The 21369-nt window shown below is 42.8% G+C and carries 15 protein-coding genes; 10 read left to right on the top strand and 5 right to left on the bottom strand.

What is annotated here, in order from left to right:
* The first annotated feature begins 237 nt into the window (after positions 1 to 237).
* Positions 238 to 1254: a phosphate acyltransferase PlsX gene (gene plsX / locus JOC27_RS07950; protein WP_205006753.1), complete on the top strand. Its 1017-nt coding sequence runs from the start codon at positions 238 to 240 to the stop codon at positions 1252 to 1254.
* Positions 1255 to 1488: 234 nt separating this feature from the next.
* Here plsX and metA read toward each other — a convergent pair whose 3' ends face one another.
* Positions 1489 to 2397 (bottom strand): homoserine O-acetyltransferase MetA, encoded by a 909-nt coding sequence (metA, locus tag JOC27_RS07955; RefSeq protein ID WP_205006754.1) that lies wholly within the window; start codon positions 2395 to 2397, stop codon positions 1489 to 1491.
* 236 nt (positions 2398 to 2633) lie between these two features.
* On the opposite strand from metA, the gene JOC27_RS07960 reads away from it, so the two are divergent.
* Positions 2634 to 4808 (top strand): methyl-accepting chemotaxis protein, encoded by a 2175-nt coding sequence (locus JOC27_RS07960; RefSeq protein ID WP_205006755.1) that lies wholly within the window; start codon positions 2634 to 2636, stop codon positions 4806 to 4808.
* A 31-nt stretch (positions 4809 to 4839) separates the two neighbouring features.
* Positions 4840 to 6417 (top strand): PucR family transcriptional regulator, encoded by a 1578-nt coding sequence (locus JOC27_RS07965; protein WP_205006756.1) that lies wholly within the window; start codon positions 4840 to 4842, stop codon positions 6415 to 6417.
* 150 nt (positions 6418 to 6567) lie between these two features.
* On the opposite strand, the gene codA is transcribed toward JOC27_RS07965, so the two are convergent.
* On the bottom strand, positions 6568 to 7842 hold the full coding sequence (gene codA, locus JOC27_RS07970) for a cytosine deaminase (protein ID WP_205006757.1): 1275 nt from the start codon (positions 7840 to 7842) through the stop codon (positions 6568 to 6570).
* Positions 7843 to 7859: 17 nt separating this feature from the next.
* A complete protein-coding gene (locus tag JOC27_RS07975; RefSeq protein WP_239530088.1) occupies positions 7860 to 9263 on the bottom strand; it encodes a cytosine permease in 1404 nt (467 codons plus the stop codon).
* Between the two features lie 728 nt (positions 9264 to 9991).
* On the opposite strand from JOC27_RS07975, the gene JOC27_RS07980 reads away from it, so the two are divergent.
* The 7 genes from JOC27_RS07980 to yfkAB all read left to right on the top strand — a co-directional run bounded on the left by JOC27_RS07980 (position 9992) and on the right by yfkAB (position 18348).
* On the top strand, positions 9992 to 11179 hold the full coding sequence (locus JOC27_RS07980) for a branched-chain amino acid ABC transporter substrate-binding protein (RefSeq protein WP_205006758.1): 1188 nt from the start codon (positions 9992 to 9994) through the stop codon (positions 11177 to 11179).
* Positions 11180 to 11315: 136 nt separating this feature from the next.
* Positions 11316 to 12308 (top strand): branched-chain amino acid ABC transporter permease, encoded by a 993-nt coding sequence (locus JOC27_RS07985; RefSeq protein WP_205006759.1) that lies wholly within the window; start codon positions 11316 to 11318, stop codon positions 12306 to 12308.
* A gap of 4 nt (positions 12309 to 12312) precedes the next feature.
* Positions 12313 to 13620: a branched-chain amino acid ABC transporter permease gene (locus JOC27_RS07990; RefSeq protein ID WP_205006760.1), complete on the top strand. Its 1308-nt coding sequence runs from the start codon at positions 12313 to 12315 to the stop codon at positions 13618 to 13620.
* Positions 13617 to 14393 (top strand): ABC transporter ATP-binding protein, encoded by a 777-nt coding sequence (locus JOC27_RS07995; protein ID WP_205006761.1) that lies wholly within the window; start codon positions 13617 to 13619, stop codon positions 14391 to 14393. The genes JOC27_RS07990 and JOC27_RS07995 overlap by 4 nt, the downstream gene beginning before the upstream one ends.
* Positions 14386 to 15114, top strand: a complete 729-nt coding sequence (locus tag JOC27_RS08000) for an ABC transporter ATP-binding protein (RefSeq protein WP_415641046.1) — start codon at positions 14386 to 14388, stop codon at positions 15112 to 15114. Before JOC27_RS07995 ends, JOC27_RS08000 begins: the two co-directional genes overlap by 8 nt.
* 279 nt (positions 15115 to 15393) lie before the next feature.
* Positions 15394 to 16668: a hypothetical protein gene (locus tag JOC27_RS08005; protein ID WP_239530090.1), complete on the top strand. Its 1275-nt coding sequence runs from the start codon at positions 15394 to 15396 to the stop codon at positions 16666 to 16668.
* 549 nt (positions 16669 to 17217) lie between these two features.
* On the top strand, positions 17218 to 18348 hold the full coding sequence (gene yfkAB, locus JOC27_RS08010) for a radical SAM/CxCxxxxC motif protein YfkAB (RefSeq protein WP_205006763.1): 1131 nt from the start codon (positions 17218 to 17220) through the stop codon (positions 18346 to 18348).
* Positions 18349 to 18613: 265 nt separating this feature from the next.
* Here the strand turns inward: yfkAB and JOC27_RS08015 are convergent, their stop codons facing one another.
* Together JOC27_RS08015 and lhgO are read right to left on the bottom strand one after the other, a co-directional pair.
* Positions 18614 to 19957, bottom strand: coding sequence for an MATE family efflux transporter (locus JOC27_RS08015; RefSeq protein WP_239530092.1), 1344 nt, complete (start codon positions 19955 to 19957; stop codon positions 18614 to 18616).
* A gap of 84 nt (positions 19958 to 20041) precedes the next feature.
* Positions 20042 to 21247: an L-2-hydroxyglutarate oxidase gene (gene lhgO, locus JOC27_RS08020; RefSeq protein WP_205006764.1), complete on the bottom strand. Its 1206-nt coding sequence runs from the start codon at positions 21245 to 21247 to the stop codon at positions 20042 to 20044.
* Positions 21248 to 21369 lie beyond the last annotated feature (122 nt).

Genomic DNA, 21369 nt, shown 5'->3' on the forward strand with positions numbered 1-21369 from the left:
CTTTGATAACATCGTAAGGCTGACTGTCGAATGATTAATGGTCCAAACGACAGAAAAAGGCGTGTCTCGGACGAAACTTTATTTGGACAGATGACGTATTTAATGATACAGTTAGAAATCGAATGATAGGCGTATTCGATTATTGGGCTAAATCATTAGATGTCATGGTACATCGATGAAAAAATGAAAGAAATACTAGGAATACGTATTTGTTCGAATAAAAAGGAGAGAACCAGAATGAAATTAGCAATTGATGCGATGGGTGGCGACAACGCGCCGGAAGCAATCGTCGAGGGTGTTATTCGTGCGGCAAAAGAATTCGATGACTTGTCTTTTGTGCTCGTTGGTGACAAAGAAAAATTGGAACCACGCGTTGGCAGCCAGGAACGCATCGAAATTCTTCACACAACTGAAAAAATCGAAGGGACGGATGCACCCGTGCAAGCCGTTCGCCGTAAGAAGCAGGCTTCAATGGTCCTTGCGGTACAGCAGGTGCGTGAAAAGCGTTGCGCGGCAGCAATTTCTGCCGGCAATACTGGTGCACTAATGGCTTCTGGATTGTTTGGCGTTGGAAGAATTAAGGGTATTGATCGCCCAGCGCTCGCTCCGACATTGCCGACTGTAGACGCAAACCGTGGATTTCTGTTTCTCGATGTTGGTGCGAATGCGGAATGTCGTCCGGAAAATTTGCTGCAATATGCAATGATGGGTTCGATCTATGCTGAAAAAGTCTGGCATCGTAAGAATCCAAAAATCGGTCTGCTAAATATCGGGACCGAGCCGGGAAAAGGAAATGATCTGACCAAAAAGGCCTTCCAGCTTCTTAGCGAAGCACCGCTAAATTTTATCGGCAATGTGGAGTCGCGTGAATTGTTGCAAGGCGCTGCCGATGTTGTGGTCGCCGACGGCTTTTCGGGTAATCTGGTTTTGAAAAGTATCGAAGGAACAGCGATGTCGCTAATGTCGCTCCTGAAAGAAACGCTGAGTGGTTCTTTGTACACGAAAGTATTGACTGGTTTGATGTATGGCAAACTGAAATCCCTTAAAACGCGGATGGACTATTCGCTTTACGGTGGTGCTCTTTTGTTCGGCCTGTCTGCTCCTGTCATTAAAGTGCACGGTGCTGCGAAGTGCGAGGCTGTCTATACCGCGATTAAGCAAGCAAAAGCGCTTGTTGAAGAAGATATCGTTGGTACGATTGAATCAACCGTTCTTGATGCTGATCACACGTGGTTGCATAACGACGCCAAATAATTTTTTACAAGATAAGCAAGTATAAATTTTGTGCAAAAAATGCAGCAGAGGCGCGAGACCCCTGCGGGCAGCGTGCCAGCGAGCTGCCGGAGCGCATTGTTACAAAAAGGACTTGGCTACGCCAAGTTTTTCTCATTAAAGAAATACTTTCAAAGAATAAAAGCGAGATTTAAAAAAGATAATTAAAAAAATGCCTTCCAGTATCGGCTATACCGGCTGGAAGGCATTTTCTGGTTATTCCCATAGATAAGGTGTTTCTTGATACACATAATAGTTCAGCCAGTTTGAAAAGAAGAGATGCGCGTGGGAACGCCACGTATTCACGGGAGATCTTAACGGATCATCTGTTGGAAAGTAATGCTCAGGAAGCTCCGGAGCGATGCCCTTTTTAAGATCGCGCTGATATTCCAGGGCAAGTGTTTCCGTATCATATTCAAAATGGCCTGTGACCATGATTTGATTGCCCTTATTGGCATAAAGGATAAACGGTCCGGCTTCTTCTGAAGCAGCAAGTATTCGGACCTCTGGATGCTGCGCCAGCTCCTCGCGATCCACGTCTGTATACCGGGAATGCGGGGCGGCAAATTGATCATCAAATCCGCGTAATATTTTTTCCCGCGGGTTCTGAACTGTGTGTCTGTAAATGCCGGATAATTTCTTTGGTAGCAGCACTTTGTCGATACCAAAGTGATAATAAAGAGCAGCTTGTGCCCCCCAACAAATGTTCAGAGTAGATGTAACGTTTGTCTTCGACCATTCCATGATCCGCTTCAGTTCATCCCAGTAGTCAACAGATTCGAACGGGTACTTTTCCACTGGTGCGCCAGTGATAATCAAACCATCAAATTTTTTCTCTCGAATTTTATCAAAGACAGTGTAGAATTGGTCGAGATGTAGCTGGCTGGTATGTTTCGCTTGATGCGTTGCCGTACGCAGAAAAGAGACATTGACTTGAAGCGCTGTATTGCCAAGTAGACGAAGTAACTGGGCTTCTTCACGCTGTTTCTCGGGCATCAGATTTAGGATTAATATATTAAGCGGGCGAATATCCTGTGTCCCTGCCCGTTCATTATCCATGACAAATATATTTTCATTTTCTAAGACTTCTTTAGCAGGAAGCAATTTCGGTATTCTGATTGGCACGGCTGTTCTCCTCTGATTCATATGATTATATGTATTATTATACATGAACGAGAGCAATAGAATATTCAGGATACAGATGAATAGAAAAAATCAATCAGTGGTAAAAAACGTTTTCAGACAAAAGTCCCAATATTTTTTTGAAAAAATCAATTGTTTTGGGAAAATCCTTGTATAATAAAATAAAGTCTTGTTTAAATTGTCAGAATATGTCGGTATTTGTGACTGGGGGAATTACTTTGCTAGGTTTGAAACTGCTTCATTTAAAAAACAGAGATCTGTCGCGTAAAGCTGAGATGGTCTTTGAAGGTATTTCCAATGGACGGAAACGGGCATTGGAAGAATGGTTTCAAGATCGCTGGCTCGAAATCGAAAATGTGAATCATATTGCGTACAGCTATGACGAACGCGGAACGGAAATACATAAAATTTTAAAGGATAGTCTTGATACTAGTGATTTTATCGAATTTCTGCTTCTTGATGAGAACGGAATGGCGATTGCTTCCTCGTACCCGCAACATATTGGTCAGTCATTTGCAGATTTACCAAATTATCAGAAAGGATTGGCCGGAGAGAAGCTGATGTATGGTCCGTATCTTGATGAACGAACGCTTGACATTGATTGTTCCGAACATGAATTTTTCGACGAAGTGACTTTGATGTTCTCCGTACCTGCCGTAAATGGCGATGGAAGAAAACGAATTTTTATCGGGCGTGTTCTGAATGACACAATGAGCAACGTGATACAGGACGAAGATACACATGTATATAAGGATTCTGGGGACAATTATCTGTTTATGGTTCAAACGTCGCGTCAAGTACCACCGGGAACGGCTATTTCACGCAGTCGCTTTGAAGATGACACGTTTACTTTGGGCGATAATCTCAAGGATGGCGTTCGAACAAAGCATTGGGGAACGGTCAAGATTGAAAAGCATACGGAATTTGAAATTTGTTTTACTGATCCTGAAACAGGCAAACTCCACCAAGGCATTCAAAACACGATGGATAAAGGTGAAAACTTGGATGTCTGGCCGGGCTATCCAGATTATCGACATATCATGGTCGGAGGCAAAGGAACCTTGATTCGTCCGCCGCATTCGGATGAAGTTTGGGGGATGATGTGTGAAGGTGACATTGCTGAAATCTATCACTTCAATAGTCTCAAACTTCGGTTGCCGTTTATTCTTTCAATGGGCGCAGCAGCAGCGGCTGTGATAGATGCTGTGGGTTATCATTATTCTTATAGATACGGAATTATTAGTTCAATTATCACATGGTTGCTGCTCGCTTTGTACGCTTTCATCAGTACGCGAAAATTGGTGGTTCAGCCGATTAACCGGACTGTTGATATCCTGCATGAAATCGCGGAGGGGGAGGGCGATCTGACCAGTCGTTTGGACAAAACCGGCTATGATGAAATCGGCGAGCTCTCACGCTGGTTCAACAAATTTGTCAATAACCAGATGACAATGATAAAACGTGTTGGGCGATCGGCCAACACTTCCAAAGCAGCGATTGCCACTGTAACCGAGATGACTGGACACATTTCAGACAGTATGTCGACGGTATCCGATACGGTTGATCAGATGCTGCTTACTTCAAAGAAACAAAACCAGGCCTTTCAAAATACACGGGATCACTTCAATGATCTATCATCCTCTATTCAAGAGATGAATGCTGTGATTCATCAAGTAACTGGTAAAACAGAAGCAGCCAATGATCGCGCGTCTGCTGCCAATCAGGATTCGTCGGAAGCACTTCGCTTTATCAATGAGCTTGGAAATGAAACGCATGAAACCTTGGATCATATCCATGCGCTAAACGCTCGATCTGACGAGATCACAAAAGTTGTGACGGTTATTTCTGGGATCAGTGAACAGACACAGCTATTGGCTTTGAATGCCACGATTGAAGCGGCTCGGGCTGGCGAAGCTGGAAAGGGTTTTGTCGTTGTCGCCAAAGAAATTTCCAAGCTCGCTGATCAGACTGATGAAGCCACTCGATCAGTACGTCAGCTTGTTGTAACGATTCAAGAAGAGACGCATCGAGCATTAAGCAAAATTGAAACAACTGATCAAACAGCCAAAAATTCAACGGAAAAGATTAAACAGACAATGACGACCTTCCAATATATTACAGAAGGAATTAATGATATTGCAGAAAAAATGACTGGGCTTCTGGAAATTACCAATAAACAAAGCAAGGATATTAACGATGTTGTGGTCAGCATTAATCAGTCGGCAGATGAAATTGAGCAACAAACAGCGCGCGATGCATCCAATAGCAAGACGTCCATCCACATGATGCACGATGTTGCCAATGAAGTCACCCGATTGAAACAGGTAACGGATAATTTGAATTATGTCTCTACTGATCTACAGAAAATGGTTTCTGATTTTAAAGTAGTATGATCGGGAGAGATGGCGTGCGGGAGGGAAACGATTGAATCAGTTGCTGACCATCAGGGATATTTTGAAGCGTCCTTATTTTCGTGACGTGACCGTGTATGCCAGCGAAAAAGCATTAAACCGAATTGTTGAATGGGTTCATGTTCTTGAAGTGGATGATGTCGGTGATTTGTTGAATGGCAACGAACTACTTCTAACGACAGGGTTAACTTGGCGTAGAGACAAGGCGAAGGGTGTCGATTTTCTGAACCAGATAATTTGCCGTCAAGCGTCAGGCCTTGTCGTTGAAATGGGGAGAGTGATTCATCAGATGCCGGCTCAGATGATTCAACGCGCTGAATCGGCAGATTTCGCTCTTATACTTGTTCACTCAGATATTCGTTATATCGATGTCACACGTGATATTCATACATTGATCATTAATAGACAGAAACAAATCATGGAAGAACTCGAAAGCTTTTCAAACAGTCTCAATCGTCTGTTGCTGAGGGGGGAAGGGATCAACAAACTACTGCAATTGTTTTTTACATATACAGGAAAAGCGGTTGCTTATCTCCCTCTGCATGGAAATCCGATCTATGTACCGAATGCGGCAAATTTTGACGACCCGTCACTAACGATAGAGGGCCACAAAAAAGCCAGCTGTCCAATCGTTATTATGAATCAACGTTGCGGGAGCGTAATTGTCCCCCACGATCGACTGCCGGATTCCTTTACCAGTCTGGCGATTGATCGGCTTGCCGTGGCTGTTGGTCAAGAAATCATGCGCTTGATGTATTGGCAGGAGCAGCAGTTGAATCAGGAAGGTCAATGGCTCTTAAATTGGTTCGAAGATCAGCTTGATGATAAGAAAGTCACGGATCAGCTTTGGCATGTTTTCCCCAATATGATTTTTAATCAATGTGCGGTTGCCGTTTTTGAGCCGAGCGGGGATATTTTCTCTGAGGAAGACGTTCCCGAGCCTATGCATCGAAAAATCGCATTGCGTACGTCTTTTCGTAACGTTTCTATTATTGTTTTGACGCTCAATCTGGAAAATCGGTTGATCTCTGTTCTTCTTGATTTGAAGGAAAATAGAAGTACAACAGCTTTCCAAACAGCTATTGGTTCAGCTCTCCAACAGTTTAGCGTTTCGTTAACCAAAAAATCAAGCCTGATGAAGGGCCTTTGGGGTGTATCACGGATTGGAGCAGTCACTTGCCGCATGAAAAAGCAGGTGACTGAAGCACTTACGGTGATCGATGTACAAAAACATCGTGTGGACTTGAAATCACCTTTTTACTCAGAATTGCATATTTATCAGACTTTGCATCAGATGGAGAAGAGCGGTTGTCTCAAATCATTTATCATCGAACAAATTGGCTGTCTGCTGAATCCGCCGAATGAAAAATCAATAGATTATCTGGAGACATTAACGATGTATTTGAACTGCGGATCAGTCAAGATTGAGGCGGCTGCAAAGCTTTTCATTTCCAGGCAATCGCTTTATAAACGTTTGGAACGGTTGAAGGAATTACTTGGCGCGGATTTTGAAGAACCGTATCGGAAATTAGCCATTGAACTCGCTTTACTGGGTTATCAATATTTACATGGACGGCAAACCGATCTTTAATTGAATGCGAATAAAAAGCCTGAACTGCTTCAAATTTCCATAGCAGTTCAGGCTTTTTTACATCAAACAATTGTCACTTGATTCGTCTAACAACGTGTGTAAAAAGGACTCCGTGTCAATAGGTGATTGAATCTATTGGTCATCAAAAATTTAATGAATCCAATCAACGTTCTCTGAGTGACCGTTAATCAAGAGCTGTGACTCACTCGGCTGGGTTTCAGCGATAAGATTGCCTTTTCGAACCGAATAGCGAATAGGAGCCAGTTTACGAATCGTATCATAGCTACTCATTTCGGACATCACGAGAAAGTTTGCTGGTTTTCCTATTTCGATACCGTATTGATCGGTAATAGCGAGCGCCTTCGCACTATTGTCTGTGATTAATTCAAGCGAATGCGTGATCGAGTCATAGCCCATCAATTGGCAAACGTGGAGCCCCATGAACAGCACTTGCAGCATGCTACCCGTGCCAAGTGGGTACCATGGATCAAAAATATCATCGTGACCAAAGCAAACATTTACTCCTGCTTCTAGCATCTCTTTCACACGTGTGATCCCACGTCGTTTTGGGTACGTATCAAAACGCCCTTGAAGATGAATATTGACAAGCGGGTTGGCAACAAAACTCATTCCGGACATCTTAATGACACGGAATAGTTTTGCTGCGTACGCGCCATTATAGGAATGCATCGCTGTCGTATGACTCGCTGTAACTCGATCGCCCATACCGCGTTTATATGCTTCTGATGCAATCGTTTCAACGAAGCGGGATTGTTCATCGTCAATTTCATCACAATGCACATCGATGAGTCGATCATACTTCTCCGCCAAGTCAAAGACAAATTGCATCGATGCAACGCCGTCTTCACGTGTCAGTTCATAGTGGGGGATACCGCCGACAACGTCAGCACCTAGCTTCATTGCTTCCTCCATGAGCTCACGTCCGTTGGGGAAGCCGAAAATACTCTCCTGCGGAAAGGCGACGATTTGAAGCGTCATCCAGTCCGCAACGCGTTCTTTCAGTTCAAGTAAAGCCTTAAGTGCTGTCAAATTTGGATCGTCTACATCACAGTGCGTACGGACAAACTGAATTCCTTGAGCTGCCTGCCATTTCAGTGCCTTTTCTGCCCGATCGAGCACATCTTCACGGCTTAATTGTTTCTTTCTCAGTGCCCACGTTTCGATGCCTTCGAACAATGTGCCGCTTTTATTCCATTTTGGCTGTCCTGCGGTTAATACGGTATCCAGATGAACATGTGGTTCGACAAAAGGCGGAATCAGGAGGCCGCCTTTGGCATCAAGCAGTTTATCCGTGCTTTTCTCAATATTTTTGTCCATGGCGGTGATCTCGCGTATCAAACCATCCTCCACGCGCAGCATCCAAAGCCCTTCGCGGTTCATCAATCGTGCATTACTTACAAGCATATCTTTCACCTCAAAAATTATTTACTGCGTTTAGCAATTGCCCAGTAAATCAAAGCGGATAGGACAATAACCGGATAAGTCGCCCCGATACTGTTTTTGAAGAAGTCCAAGTTATGAAGTAGCAAAAAGAGAACGATGCCGATAATCCATGTGAGAATAGCCTGCCAATGAAAACCAGATGTATACCAATATTTTCCGTTTTTTTGTGTAAACGCTGCCACGTCGTATGATCTTTTTCTGACGAGGAAGAAGTCGGTAACCATAATACCGATCATTGGTCCAAGAACCATGCCGATATAGTCGAGAAAAGCAATGAATGAATCGAGAAAGCTCCCAAAGAATAGGGGGACAAATGTCAGTAAAATTGCGAGCAGTGTTACGATCCAAAGAGCAGCCATCGGTTTCACTTTTTTAGCGATATTGGTAAGTGAGATACCACCAGCCATCAGATTAACCGCGTTTGCTGTAGTACTGGTAACAACGATCACGATCAGCGCGACCCAACCAAGACCTAGTTTGCTGGCAATAGAACTTGGGTCAGAATTATTCGGATCAAAGGTTCCCGAAGCAATGGCAGCACCGATTGTCGCGATAATACCAACAAAAGCAAACCAGAAAAGGCCAATATTGGCACCAATCATTGGCGCCACCGTCGCACTGGTTTTCTTTTTCGTATAGCGCGTAAATTCAGCAATTGCAGGAATCCAGCCGAGACTGAAGGCAGCCATAGTATCCATTGCCGTACCAAAAGGGAGCGAGAGAGAGGCTTTTGGGTGCCAAGCAAGAATCTGGGTGAGCGATACATTTTGCAGGACAACAATCGTTTCCCAAATGCCTAGAACAGCAACGAGAATCATGCCGACGCGCTCAATCACTTTTACTGAATGATGACCAAGGGAAATAGAAATAAGGTGCAAAACGCTCATAATCAGTATTCCGACTACCATTGATTTCGTACTTCCTGCTTGTCCAAACGCTGGCCATCCGAAACTCTCTTTCAGGAGAAAGCTGACGGAAATGGCAGCAATAAATGTGTTTACTGCTGTCCAGCCGATAAATGAGGTGATATTGACGAGCGTTGGTAGAAAGCTTCCGCGAATGCCGAAAGATGGACGTGTTAAAGCCATCGTTGATGTTCCTGCCTTATAACCCATGTATCCGACCAGAGCCATAAATAGATAGGCGATCGGATTGGCAATCAGCGTACAGGCTATAGCACCGCCGAAAGCAGCCCCAGCAACAACACCACCAACATACCATGTCCCGTTATTTGCGTTGGCACCAATCCAAGTGGCGATCATGTCGATAAAGCCTAAATTTCTTGCGCCATTGTGCGGCACACTTTCGGTAGCTGCATACTCTTTTTTTACTGAGGGTTCAGCAACAATCTGATCATCCTCATTTGAGAGAATACTTGACAAGTGAATTCCTCCTTAACTGAAAAAAGTTATATATTATGACATTACATGAATTAATATATAACAATAAATGAATCAAATAAAGATACACCTTGATTAAATCTGGTTGTCATAGATTGACAGCCTGTCAATATTGGCACTTTTTCATCTGCCAATTAATCGAATCTCACTCCATACATTCTACGCCCGATTGGCATATAAAATCGACAAAGGATTAAGTCAAGAATATGAAGCTATTGATGAACTACGAATGTAATAATCGACTAATTCAGATAATTAAGTAATATAGAAACTCAAATATATTAATATAGAAATAAAAGAGCAAAATTAGTTTTGAATAGATAAACACAGAAATATCTGAACGATACAAGAATGAATAGAAACACGCAAAATATTATTCAATAATAATTATTTAATCGATAATATTAGAAAAAAATCGACAGAAAAATCACTGCGATTTCTTCATATATTCTCGTGTTAACAGGCAGTAAAAGATATTAAAAACATTGATAGATAAATAAAAAATAAATTTCATGTGTCATATTATCTGACATATATGCTGACAATGATTACAATTCTATTTAATATATATTCTAAGAGTTGCGAGTTGCACATCTTTTCAGAAAACTGTTATAATTCATTGGTAAACTTATCGGGGGGTGAGTTATACATAAAATAGACAGAAAAGTAAGACCAATAGTTTTTCCGTTTTCAAAAAAAGGAGGGTAAAAATGAAGTTAAAGAGATTTATTCCACTTATGGCAGTTTTAGCATTAGTTGTCGGTCTTCTTGCTGGTTGCGGTTCTGGCTCTTCATCAGGTAAAAGCCTGAAGGTTATCAAAATTGCAACACAGACACCTCTTTCTGGCGGCAGCGCAACATTGGGCAATGCCATTAAATTAGGCGCTCAGCTGTCTGTTCAAGATTATAAAGCTAAATTTGCAAAACTGGGTTATAAAGTAGTTCTTGCTCCATATGACGATATGGCTGATCCAAAGAAGGGTGTTTCGAATGCTCAGGACATCGCTTCCGATAATTCTATTCTCGGAATTGTCGGTCACTTAAACTCCGGTGTCGCCATCCCTTCTTCTTCCGTATATGAACAAAACCACATTGCCATGGTGTCACCGGCAAATACTGCAGTCGAATTGACTGAACGTGGTTTGAAATCTGTAAACCGTATTTGTGCCCGTGATGATTTCCAGGGCCCAGCTGGCGCAAATTACGCAGTTAAGACATTGAAAGCGAAGAAAATCTTCATCATTCAAGATAAAACAGCTTACGGTTCCGGACTTGCTTCTGCATTCCGTGATGAAGCAAAGAAACTTGGCGCAAAGATTGTTGGTTATGAAGGGATTACAGTTGGTGAAAAAGATTTCAGTGGTGTTATTAGCCAGGCAGCTGCTACGAAACCAGACCTTCTCTACTTTGGCGGTGTTTATGCTGAAGGTGGTCTGATTATCAAACAGGCACGCCAACAAGGAATGAATATGCCAATTATGGGCGGCGATGGTCTTGACTCTTCGTCAACTGTATCTATTGCGGGTCCAGCCGTGAAAAATGTTTACTTCTCAACAGTTGTTGGTGATGTGACAAAGACTGAAGCAGGAAGAAAATTTGCTGCGGATTATAAGAAACAGTTTGGCAAGGACATTGAAGGCTATTCGGCATATGGTTATGATTGCGGCGGCGTTCTACAACAGGCCATCCTCAATGCAATTAAAAAGAACGGTGGAAAATTGCCAACACGTGCCAATGTTGAAACAGCAGTTCGCGATATTCACAATTATGATGGTCTCGCCACAAAAGTTGACTTCGACAATAAAGGCGACAATAAATACGCGAAGATTTACATCTACAAGTTTGACAAAGCTTCTTATCCTGCAACTGAAATGACTGAAATTCAGAAAACTAAATAATTTAATTCGTTCACTTGTGGAATGGAGCCATTTTTCGCTCACACATCATGGACACTGTCTAAAAGGGTATGGGTATTCTCGCTATACCCTTTTAGAACTTTTTAATAAGAGACACAAAATAAAAAGAGGTGTAAGAATGCTCCAGCACATTATTCAATTACTGCCACAGGTTTTGGTCGACGGCATTACATTAGGTTTTGTCTACGCTGTGGTTGCTATCGGTTATACGATGGTATACGGAATACTGGAACTGATCAACTTTGCGCACGGCGACATATTCATGACAGGTGCATTCATTGGTTCGGGCTTTCTTTTCTTGTTTATTAGCTTGGGTCTGATGTCTTCTCTTCCTGCACTTCTTGTTTTTCTTATTGTAATTATTTTATCAGCAATGATTACAGGAGGAATGGGGGTTGCGATTGAGCGTGTCGCCTATCGACCTTTGCGTAAGCGAAATGCGCCGAAGCTGATTGCCTTGATTACTTCGATTGGTATTTCATTTATCCTTGAAGACTTGGTACGCTTTATTGCCGAATGGAAAACTGGAAATTATATCGTGACCGCGCCTTCCTTATTTAATCATACGTTCACGATTGATATCCATTCAATCATGCCGTTTTTTAACAATGCCAAATTTCAGAGTTCATTTATTGTTGTATTAGTAGTCACAATTATAATGCTCATCGGCCTTGATTTGTTTGTCAACAAAACAAAATGGGGCATGGCGATGCGTGCTGTTGCGCAAGATCGTGAAACAGCTTCATTGATGACAATTAATGTTAATCGTGTGATTTCGGTGACCTTCTTTGTCGGTTCAGCACTTGGCGGTGCGACAGGTGTTCTGTTCATGCTGCAATACGGCACAATCGATCCTTATATTGGCTTTATCCTTGGTATTAAGGCCTTTACAGCAGCCGTTCTTGGCGGTATTGGAAATATTCGTGGGGCGATGTTCGGCGGGCTAATGCTCGGATTGATTGAAATGTTTGCTGCAGCAAACTTGTCGACACTGACAGGCGGTTTGTTCGGATCCGAGTACAAAGACGTGTTTGCTTTTATCATTTTGATTCTCGTTCTGATCTTTAAGCCAGAAGGTTTGTTCGGAAAAGCCACAATAGAGAAGGTGTAAGCAGATGGTCAAAGAATGGTTTCATAAATTTTCTCAAAGTTCGCGCGCCCAGTTATTCTTTATCATTACCTATGTTCTTGTGACTTGTCTCGGTCTGTATCTTCTTGAAGATTCAGCATCGGCGATCTTCCCATTTCTACTTGTGCTTCTGTCTCTATTGATCCTTTATTATATGAAGATTAACGTCAAGCTGAAATGGGCTATCGGATTTATTATTATTGCGGTAATGATCCCTCTATCTGCCAGTCAAGGGTCGAATTTTCAGGCATTTATGGATGTCGGAACACTTGTTTTGATTTACGTTGCAATGTCCCTTGGTTTGAATATCGTTGTCGGTTTTGCTGGATTACTCGATTTGGGGTTCATTGCATTCTTCGCAGTTGGTGCCTATACATACGGCATATTCGGAAGCAAGCAAGCCAATCATTTCATGCCATTTGGCCACTATCCGTTGCCCGGTGATACGTTTTGGATTTTTATCTTTGTAGGCGCGATTATAGCAGCCATTTTTGGTATATTGCTTGGTATTCCGGTACTTAGAGTAAGAGGCGACTACTTAGCAATTGTCACGCTCGGATTCGGAGAAATTATTCGGATTGTATTCAACAATATGGATCATCCAATCAATATTACAAACGGTTCGATGGGCATCTCACAGATTCAGCCACCAAGAATATTCGGATATCCAATTGATACACCTAGTGAGTTTTATTACGTTGCCTTGTTCATTTTCATCTTAGTCATTTATGTTGTGAAACATTTGGAAAATTCGAAGTTAGGACGATCGTGGAAAGCGGTGCGTGACAACGAAATCGCCGCACAGGCAATGGGAATACCGCTTGTGAAAACGAAACTCGCTGCTTTTGCGATTGGTGCTTCATTCTCTGGAATGATGGGCACAGTGTTTGCTGCAAAGCAGATGTTTGTCGATGCGACCAGCTTTACGTATCTTGAATCAACGATGATTCTTGTTATGGTTATTTTAGGCGGTATGGGAAGCGTACCTGGTGTTATCCTCGGTGCCGCAGTCGTTATCATCTTGAACAATCAAGTGTTAACGGATCTGTCTAACTGGATGACAAGTCTGAGTACAGCAGGTATTCTTAACGTTCCAGATGCACTCTCGCCATCCAAAATGCAGCGCTTCATCTTCGGAATTCTGCTCGTTGTTTTCGCTCTGTATCGAACGCAGGGGCTTATTCCTCATAAGAATAAGAAAGTGGATGCAGAACGTCTGAAACGTGAAGCAGCTGCTGAGCCGCCTTACGGAAATTCTGAAGCGAAAACGAATCTGGAGGGATCGGATTCATGAATGTTCTTGAAGTCAAAAACTTAACCAAACAATTTGGCGGTTTGACCGCGACGAATGATATTACAATGACTGTTGAAAAAAATTCGATCACCGCTGTGATTGGACCAAATGGAGCAGGGAAAACAACTTTTTTCAATATGATTACTGCTGTATACAAACCAACATCAGGAGATATTCTTTTGAATGGGCATTCGTTGGTTGGCTTGAAACCTCATGAAGTGAGTAAATTCGGAATTACCCGAACGTTCCAGAACATTCGTCTGTTTAATGAGCAAACCGTAATCGACAATGTGCTCATTGGTATGCATCAACATTTGAAGGCACATTGGGTAGGAACCTTGCTCCGCCTTCCGTCCATTCGTCTCGAAGAAGAAAAAGCTAAGGTGCAAGCCTATAAAATTTTAAAGTATGTGGGCCTTGAAGATTATGTTAATGAAAACGCTGGGAATTTGGCTTATGGGGCGCAACGCCGACTAGAGATTGCACGTGCGATCGCTGCGAGACCCAAGGTTTTGTTACTCGATGAACCTGCCGCGGGCATGAATCCGAAAGAAACGAAGAAACTGACTGATTTGATTCATGATATGCGCACGCGTCTTGATGTAACCATTGTGCTAATCGAACACGATATGAAATTGGTTATGGAAATTTCCGATTATATTTACGTGCTTGACCATGGCGAGTTAATCGCACAAGGCAAACCAGACGAAATTCGCAACAATCAGCGGGTTATCGAAGCGTACCTCGGGAAGGTGGCAGCAGAAAATGACTGAGATGGCATCAACGAATCACTTTCTTGAAGTAAAACAAATTGAGAGTTTCTACGGTCAAATCCAAGCGCTTAATGGGGTTGACTTATATATTGATAAAGGCGAGATTGTCACATTGATTGGCAGTAATGGCGCAGGAAAATCAACAACATTAAAGTCAATAAGCGGTCAGGTTCAACCGAAAAAAGGAACTATCCACTTTGAAGGAAAAGAGATTCATAAGAATCAAGCCCATCAAACAGCATTGCTTGGGATTGCGCAGGTACCTGAAGGACGACGTATTTTCCCAAGATTGACGGTCCGCGAAAATTTACTCGTCGGCGCCTTTGCGGTGAAAGACAAAAAGGCAATTGCTGATCGAATGGAACGTGTATGTGGCTATTTTCCACGTCTGAAAGAACGAATGGATCAGCCGGGCGGGACGATGAGTGGTGGCGAACAGCAGATGTTGGCGATGGGACGTGCATTGATGATGAAACCGAAGTTATTGATGCTCGATGAGCCCTCAATGGGTCTTGCGCCGATTATTGTGCAGCAGATTTTTGATATTATTAAGGAATTAAACAAAGAGGGAATGACCATTCTTCTTGTCGAGCAAAATGCGTATCAAGCGTTGCAAATTGCCAATCGTGGATACGTGATTCAAACAGGAAATATTGTTCTTGAAGGCAAAGGATCTGAATTGATGACCAATCAACTCGTTCGAGAAGCTTATCTTGCCTGATGTGAAACGTGCCAGGAGACGCAGAGTCTCCTGTTTTTTTATTAGAAAGATTTCGTCCAACGCGCGGCAAGCGAGCAGCCGAAGCATATTATTACAGAATAGACTTGGTAAAGCCAAGTTTATCATGCGATAATGTAAACGAATACATACAGAGGAATGTTTCTGATTTGCCTGAGAAAGAGAGAAACCCGTATAATGAAACATATGAAAAATATTTTTCAAGGTACAAAAAATACATAAATAAAATTATGTATACTAATTGCGACTGGAGATGAAATGATGCCAGGAACCAATCGAATTTATCCTGCTGAGACTGCCGACATCAAACATTTTGTTTCCGGAATAAATCAGCGAAACGATCACTATTTACATGCAATTATTGAATTTGATGGTTTCCTTAATATCGCAAGCTTAAAGAAGGCATTGCGCAGCACTTTTCGTGCTCTGCCGATGCTGACTTGCCGCTTTGTCCGTTCGGCTGAGAAAGCTTGGTGGGAGGAAGCTGGATGGACTGAAGACGCTATGATTGACTTGATTCAGACGGATAATAAGGAACAGACAATTCAGCAACAATTAATCTGTAAACCGAATGAGCTGAAAGGGCCGCAAATCCACATTGGTGTTGTTCGGACTGGAGAGAATGACTCGCTCGCCATTGTGTTGAATCATATGATTTGCGACGGGGGAGGCATCCGTGATTATTTATATTTACTGGCAACATGCTACACAACAATTGAACAGCAGGGCGATCCATCGGTAATAAAAATGCCGCTTGCCGATCATCGTAGCTTTCAACAAGTTTTTGAACATTTATCTGCAGAACAATTGAAAACGATACAGGAAACAACAGTATGCCATTATCCACAGACGGAAAAGGATCATTTGCCGCTTCAAGGCGATCCGAGTCATCCTTTTGTTATTCGGCACCGTTTAGCTGCCGAACGATTTGATACCATTAAAAAACATGCCAAACAATTCAATGCGACGATCAATGATGCATTATTCGCCGCTTATATTTGTGCCATGGCTGACTATCTTCCTGTCGAAAAAATTATTCTTGATTGCCCAGTTAATGCCAGAGCTTATTTGCCTACTGATTATCAACCAGGATTCTGCAATTTGACGAGCAATATTATTTGCGCGATTCCAACGCACCATGGCGAATGTTATGAAGAAGCACTGACTAGCGTAAAAAAAGTGATGGACGAACAAAAGGGTAGTCTGTCGCCTTTAAGCGTTTACTGGGATTTAGATCAAGCGTACATGACTCTGCCGTTAAATGATGCCATTAAAGAGTTCCCCAAAATTTACAGGATACCAATTAATGGGATGACTAATATTGGAATATTAGATGCTGAAAAACTGCGCTTCGGTTCAGCGACACCCGTTAATGCCTCTATTTCTGGTTCTATAAAATACGCGCCATATTTTCAAATTGCAGTGACGACCTTTCAAAAATCGATGACGTTTAGCACGAATTTTCATGGCACAGAAAATGACTTTCAATTTCTCGATCATTTAGTAACAAAAATGATTGGCTATTTTCCTGAATAATAAGTAGACGTCCAAATTTTCCAATTCTAGGTGCATCATAACCCATTTTGATATCTGGGAAACTGCCCGCTCATTTTGAGCGAGGCAGTTTTTTTAAGACATAAGAGAGCGTATAGAGAATTTTGTACAAAAATACAGCGAGGTGCTCTGGCGCCTTGCGGGAAATGCGAGCCAAGTGAGACCCTGCAGATTCTAATCTGTCTAAGGAGAGCGCGGGCCCGCGGCAAGCGAGCAACCGTAGCACAATTGTTAAAAAGGACTTGGCTATGCCAAGTTTTTCTGAATAAGGAAGCGATGTTTAATGGTTTAATATGGTTTTTCTGACCAATAAGCAATGTGTCAGACGCTTTGCGGGAATAGCATACAGTGAGCGTTACATTGCGCGCGCAGTTGTTGCAAACAAGGAATTGGCTAAGTCTTTTTTATTATGAATTGATAGATAAATAGTTGAAGCCTGAATAATGTTTCACAAGAATAGGGTTATATTATGGCAAAAATATGATATTATTAATTGACAAACAAGAAATAACAGGAAAGGGAACGGTCGCTATGGCAATTAATTTAGAGAATCATACCCAAGAGATGGGACCGGCCCATGACCCGTGGGAAGCTTACTTGGATATGGAGACATATGGTCATCTTGAACTGACCAACGTTGAATTGACAACAACAACGCTTTGTAATATGAGATGTGAACATTGCGCAGTGGGTTATACATTGCAAAAACGAGATCCAGAAGCGTTACCGATCGATTTGATAATGAAACGCCTTGATGAAGCGCCTCATTTACGGGCATTTAGTATCACAGGCGGTGAACCCATGCTCTCTTTAAAATCTGTCAAGGAAGAGGTTGTGCCACTCTTAAAGTATGCGCATGAGCGCGGGCTGCGGACGCAAATTAACTCAAACTTAACGCTTGACTTAGCTCGCTATGAAAGAATTATTCCCTATTTGGACGTGCTACACATCTCCTTCAATTATGGAAGTTTCCAAGATTATTCGGACATTGGTTTTGCGGTGATGGATAAGAAACCGAAGCGGGAGCAGCAGGAACTCTTCTTCAATCGGATAATTGAAAATGCGAAAGCGTTATCCGCACGTGGTGTTCTCGTCTCTGCGGAAACTATGATTAACAAACGGACGCTGCCGCATCTTGAAAGCATTCATGAACAAGTTGTCGCAATGGGATGCAAGCGCCATGAGATTCATCCGATGTATCCGAGCGACTTTGCAAGTGGTCTACAAGTCGCCTCGCTTGAAGAAATACGTAATGGAATCCATCGACTTTTGGATTGCCGCGACGAATCTGTTTGGATGTTGTTTGGTACACTTCCATTTTATCCATGCAATAAACAACAAGAAGATCTTGATTTGCTTGAACGTCTATATTCCTCGAAGAATGTTAGTGTCCGTAATGACCCAGATGGCCGATCACGATTAAATATCAATATTTTTAATGGAGATATTATTGTCACTGATTTTGGTGATACACCGGCGCTCGGCAATATTCAAACAACCGCTCTTGAGGAAGCTTACAAGAAATGGATGGCTTCACCGCTCGCACGATCATTGAATTGTCATTGCCCAGCTGTTAAATGTTTAGGACCCAATGTGCTGGTCAAAAACACATATTATAAAGATGTGGATTTTATGAAGCGGAAAGCTTTGATTACACGGTAATGTAGCAAGGATACTCAATTTTGTTCGAGAATGTCTCATTAGTCGATTTCTTCGACTAAGAGGCATTTTTTCTATTCACTCGATTTGCTTGTCTGTTCTTCGAACCGAGACGCTCACTTTCGTCAAGGTTCTTCACCTGGTGCATTTAAATAATTCAACAAGCAGCATTTTGGAAAATTGCGATTGCCTTAATTTTTCTGTTATTTAATTCCACCGTACTCTCCAGCTTTCTTAAGCAGTTAATAAAAAATGGAATTTCAATGTTTTATCGAAGGGATCGAGCGGTACTTACTTTCAAATGGAAAAATTTCTTATAGCGGAGATGCAAAAATAAAGCCTTAAAGGTCAAATCGATTCCTTGAGCAATCCAAATGCCGGCAATGCCCAGGTGCAATTGAAGACCGAGCAAATAGATGAATATGACGCGAATACCCCACATGCCGAGCGCTGTGCTGTACATCGGGCTTTTCGTGTCTCCGGATCCTTGTAATGCACCAGCAAGCACGAGACCAACCGCAAGCGGCGGCATAAAGAAAGCATCAATTCGCATAGCCAGTGTAATCATCTGTTGCGCTGGAACATTGTCTGTAAACCAGTTTGCAACAACAGGTGTCCCAAAATAGAGCAAAACTCCTGATAGGCTCATAATCACAATGCCGACGATTACTGCCTGATAACCGATATTTTTGGCTGACTGCGGCTGCCCGGCGCCAAGCGACCGACCAACGAGAATCGTCGCTGCTACACTTAGACCGAGACCAGGGAGGTATGCGAACGTTTCTATATTTTCAGCAATCAAATTGGCGGCGTAAATTTCCGTGCCCATTCGTAGGATCATACCGAGATAGACAACCTGTCCAAGTCGCATAATCAGCCGTTCCGCTGCAGCGGGCAGCGAGAGGCGAATAATGTCAAGACGGATCACCCGATCGCTTTTTTTTGATGCTTGAAACCATGAAAAGCGGATGGCTGACCGATGAATGAAATGCCAGAGTAGGAGGACGCCGATTAATCGAGCCAGAACTGTTGCATAAGCTGCGCCAGGTACCCCGAATCCTTGGAAACCGTCCCATCCGAAAATTAACAGATAATCAAATAATAAATGAATTAGATTGACGATCACACTAATGAGCATCGGTGTTCGCGTATCGCCGCTCGCTCGCAGCACATTACCGAAGTGAATCATCAAGGCAATAATGACCGATGGAATAGCAACAATTTGAAGATAGATCATGCTTTCGTCGCGAATCGAAGCCTGTGTTCCCATCAGAACAAGGAGCCCGCTCGCTGCGAATACAGTAACCAAGCCAGTAAATATACCACTGTAAAGAGCGACAATGGTTGATTGTCTAGCTGCGTCACGAGCGACAGATAAATTTCCTGAACCGATACTTTTGGCAATCAGTGAAGAAGTGCCAATACCGACAGCCATGAACACGGCTATGTACACAGCAAGCAGCGCATTCGCTGCGCCAACTGCTGTCACCGCTTTCAGACCAATACGGGCAACAAACAGCGTATCAGCAAAGCCGACGAGCGTTTGTAATAAATTTTCAATCATTGCTGGTACGGCCAATGCAAGGATTGGCCGATAGTTCTTTAAAAGCAAAGGAGACCCAACCTTCTTGTCGTGCGATAAGGATTCAAGTATAGCACAAAGAAAATTGTGAATCAGCTTTAAGAAGAATGTGTTTCAGACAAGCGTCAGGTGCGTGGGTTCTGGAACTTCACTGCAGATCGCCTCACCGATCGAAAATGATGCGGTTGCCGCTGGAGATGGGGCGTTCAGGATATGCAGGGCATTTTCATGATGAATCATGATAAAATCATCAGCCAGTTTGCCGTCATCCGTCAATGCCTGTGCGCGTACGCCGGCGTGCGATGGGATGACATCCTCTTCGCGGATCTCCGGGAGCAATGCTTTCATGCGCGCAACAAATCGCTTTTTACTCAGCGAACGGATAATTTCCCCAAGACCAAAACGCAGATTCTGGCTTCCCATCTTCCAAAACGCTGGGTAGGTTAGTGTATCAATGAATTCTTTAAAATCAAAATCACTTTTGCGATAGCTCTCACGTTTCAGTCCAGGTACTGCATTGGGACCCGCAAGTACGCGACCGTCGATCATCCGAGTAAAGTGAACCCCGAGAAATGGAAACTTCGGATTTGGTACAGGATAAATTAAATGCTTCACGAGCTGACGCTGCTCAGGCTTCAACTCATAATATTCACCGCGGAAGGGTACGATTTTCATCCCAGGGTTCACACCGGCCATCCGGGCAATCTGATCACAATGGAGTCCGCCGCAATTGATTAGAAAATGTGCTGTATAGCTACCCTTATCGGAAACAACAGTCACACCATCGGGCTGATGGCTGATTTTTTTAATCTCAGTATTGAAAAAAATCTCGTTTTCGTGTGCGCGGAGATCGTCGGCAAGCGCACGTGCAACTTGCTTATAATCCACAATTCCCGTGGCAGGAACAAGAATGCCGCGAATGCCGGCTACATGTGGTTCATATTCCTTAAGCCCATCTGCGCTCAGTCGTGTTAGTGTCAAGCCGTTTTCAAGGCCGCGCTGATAGAGAGCCTCGAGATTCTGCAGCTCATTTTCTTGGGTTGCGACAATAACTTTTCCACATGTTTCGTACGGAACTTGATGTGTTTCGCAGAAATGACGTAGCCTCGCGCCGCCTTCCTTGGCGAAACGGGCTTTTAGGCTGCCCGGCTGATAATAAATACCGGAATGGATGACCCCGCTATTATGTCCGGTCTGGTGAAATGCCGGTTCATTTTCTTTTTCTGTTATCAGAATTTTTGCCTGAGGATACTTATTTTGAATCGCATAAGCAGTAGCCAATCCAACGATTCCCGCGCCGATAATTAAATAATCATACATGCAGACCCTCTCGCTTTCTAGAAAAATTTTTAATGATTGTAAGCGATATCATTATCTAAAACTAAATTATAAAATTATCCAATAAAAATATCAATTCAGAAAAATCAAGTGTATTTATTTGC

Source organism: Sporolactobacillus spathodeae (assembly GCF_016908935.1).
GTDB lineage: Bacteria > Bacillota > Bacilli > Bacillales > Sporolactobacillaceae > Sporolactobacillus > Sporolactobacillus spathodeae.

What these genes read in the sequence shown, in the direction of transcription:
- plsX (WP_205006753.1), top strand. Translation starts at nt 238, where the DNA reads ATGAAATTAGCAATTGATGCGATGGGTGGCGACAACGCGCCGGAAGCA.
- codA (WP_205006757.1), bottom strand. Translation starts at nt 7,842, where the DNA reads ATGCTTGTAAGTAATGCACGATTGATGAACCGCGAAGGGCTTTGGATG.
- JOC27_RS07980 (WP_205006758.1), top strand. Translation starts at nt 9,992, where the DNA reads ATGAAGTTAAAGAGATTTATTCCACTTATGGCAGTTTTAGCATTAGTT.
- JOC27_RS07985 (WP_205006759.1), top strand. Translation starts at nt 11,316, where the DNA reads ATGCTCCAGCACATTATTCAATTACTGCCACAGGTTTTGGTCGACGGC.
- JOC27_RS07990 (WP_205006760.1), top strand. Translation starts at nt 12,313, where the DNA reads ATGGTCAAAGAATGGTTTCATAAATTTTCTCAAAGTTCGCGCGCCCAG.
- JOC27_RS07995 (WP_205006761.1), top strand. Translation starts at nt 13,617, where the DNA reads ATGAATGTTCTTGAAGTCAAAAACTTAACCAAACAATTTGGCGGTTTG.
- JOC27_RS08000 (WP_415641046.1), top strand. Translation starts at nt 14,386, where the DNA reads ATGACTGAGATGGCATCAACGAATCACTTTCTTGAAGTAAAACAAATT.
- JOC27_RS08005 (WP_239530090.1), top strand. Translation starts at nt 15,394, where the DNA reads ATGCCAGGAACCAATCGAATTTATCCTGCTGAGACTGCCGACATCAAA.
- yfkAB (WP_205006763.1), top strand. Translation starts at nt 17,218, where the DNA reads ATGGCAATTAATTTAGAGAATCATACCCAAGAGATGGGACCGGCCCAT.
- lhgO (WP_205006764.1), bottom strand. Translation starts at nt 21,247, where the DNA reads ATGTATGATTATTTAATTATCGGCGCGGGAATCGTTGGATTGGCTACT.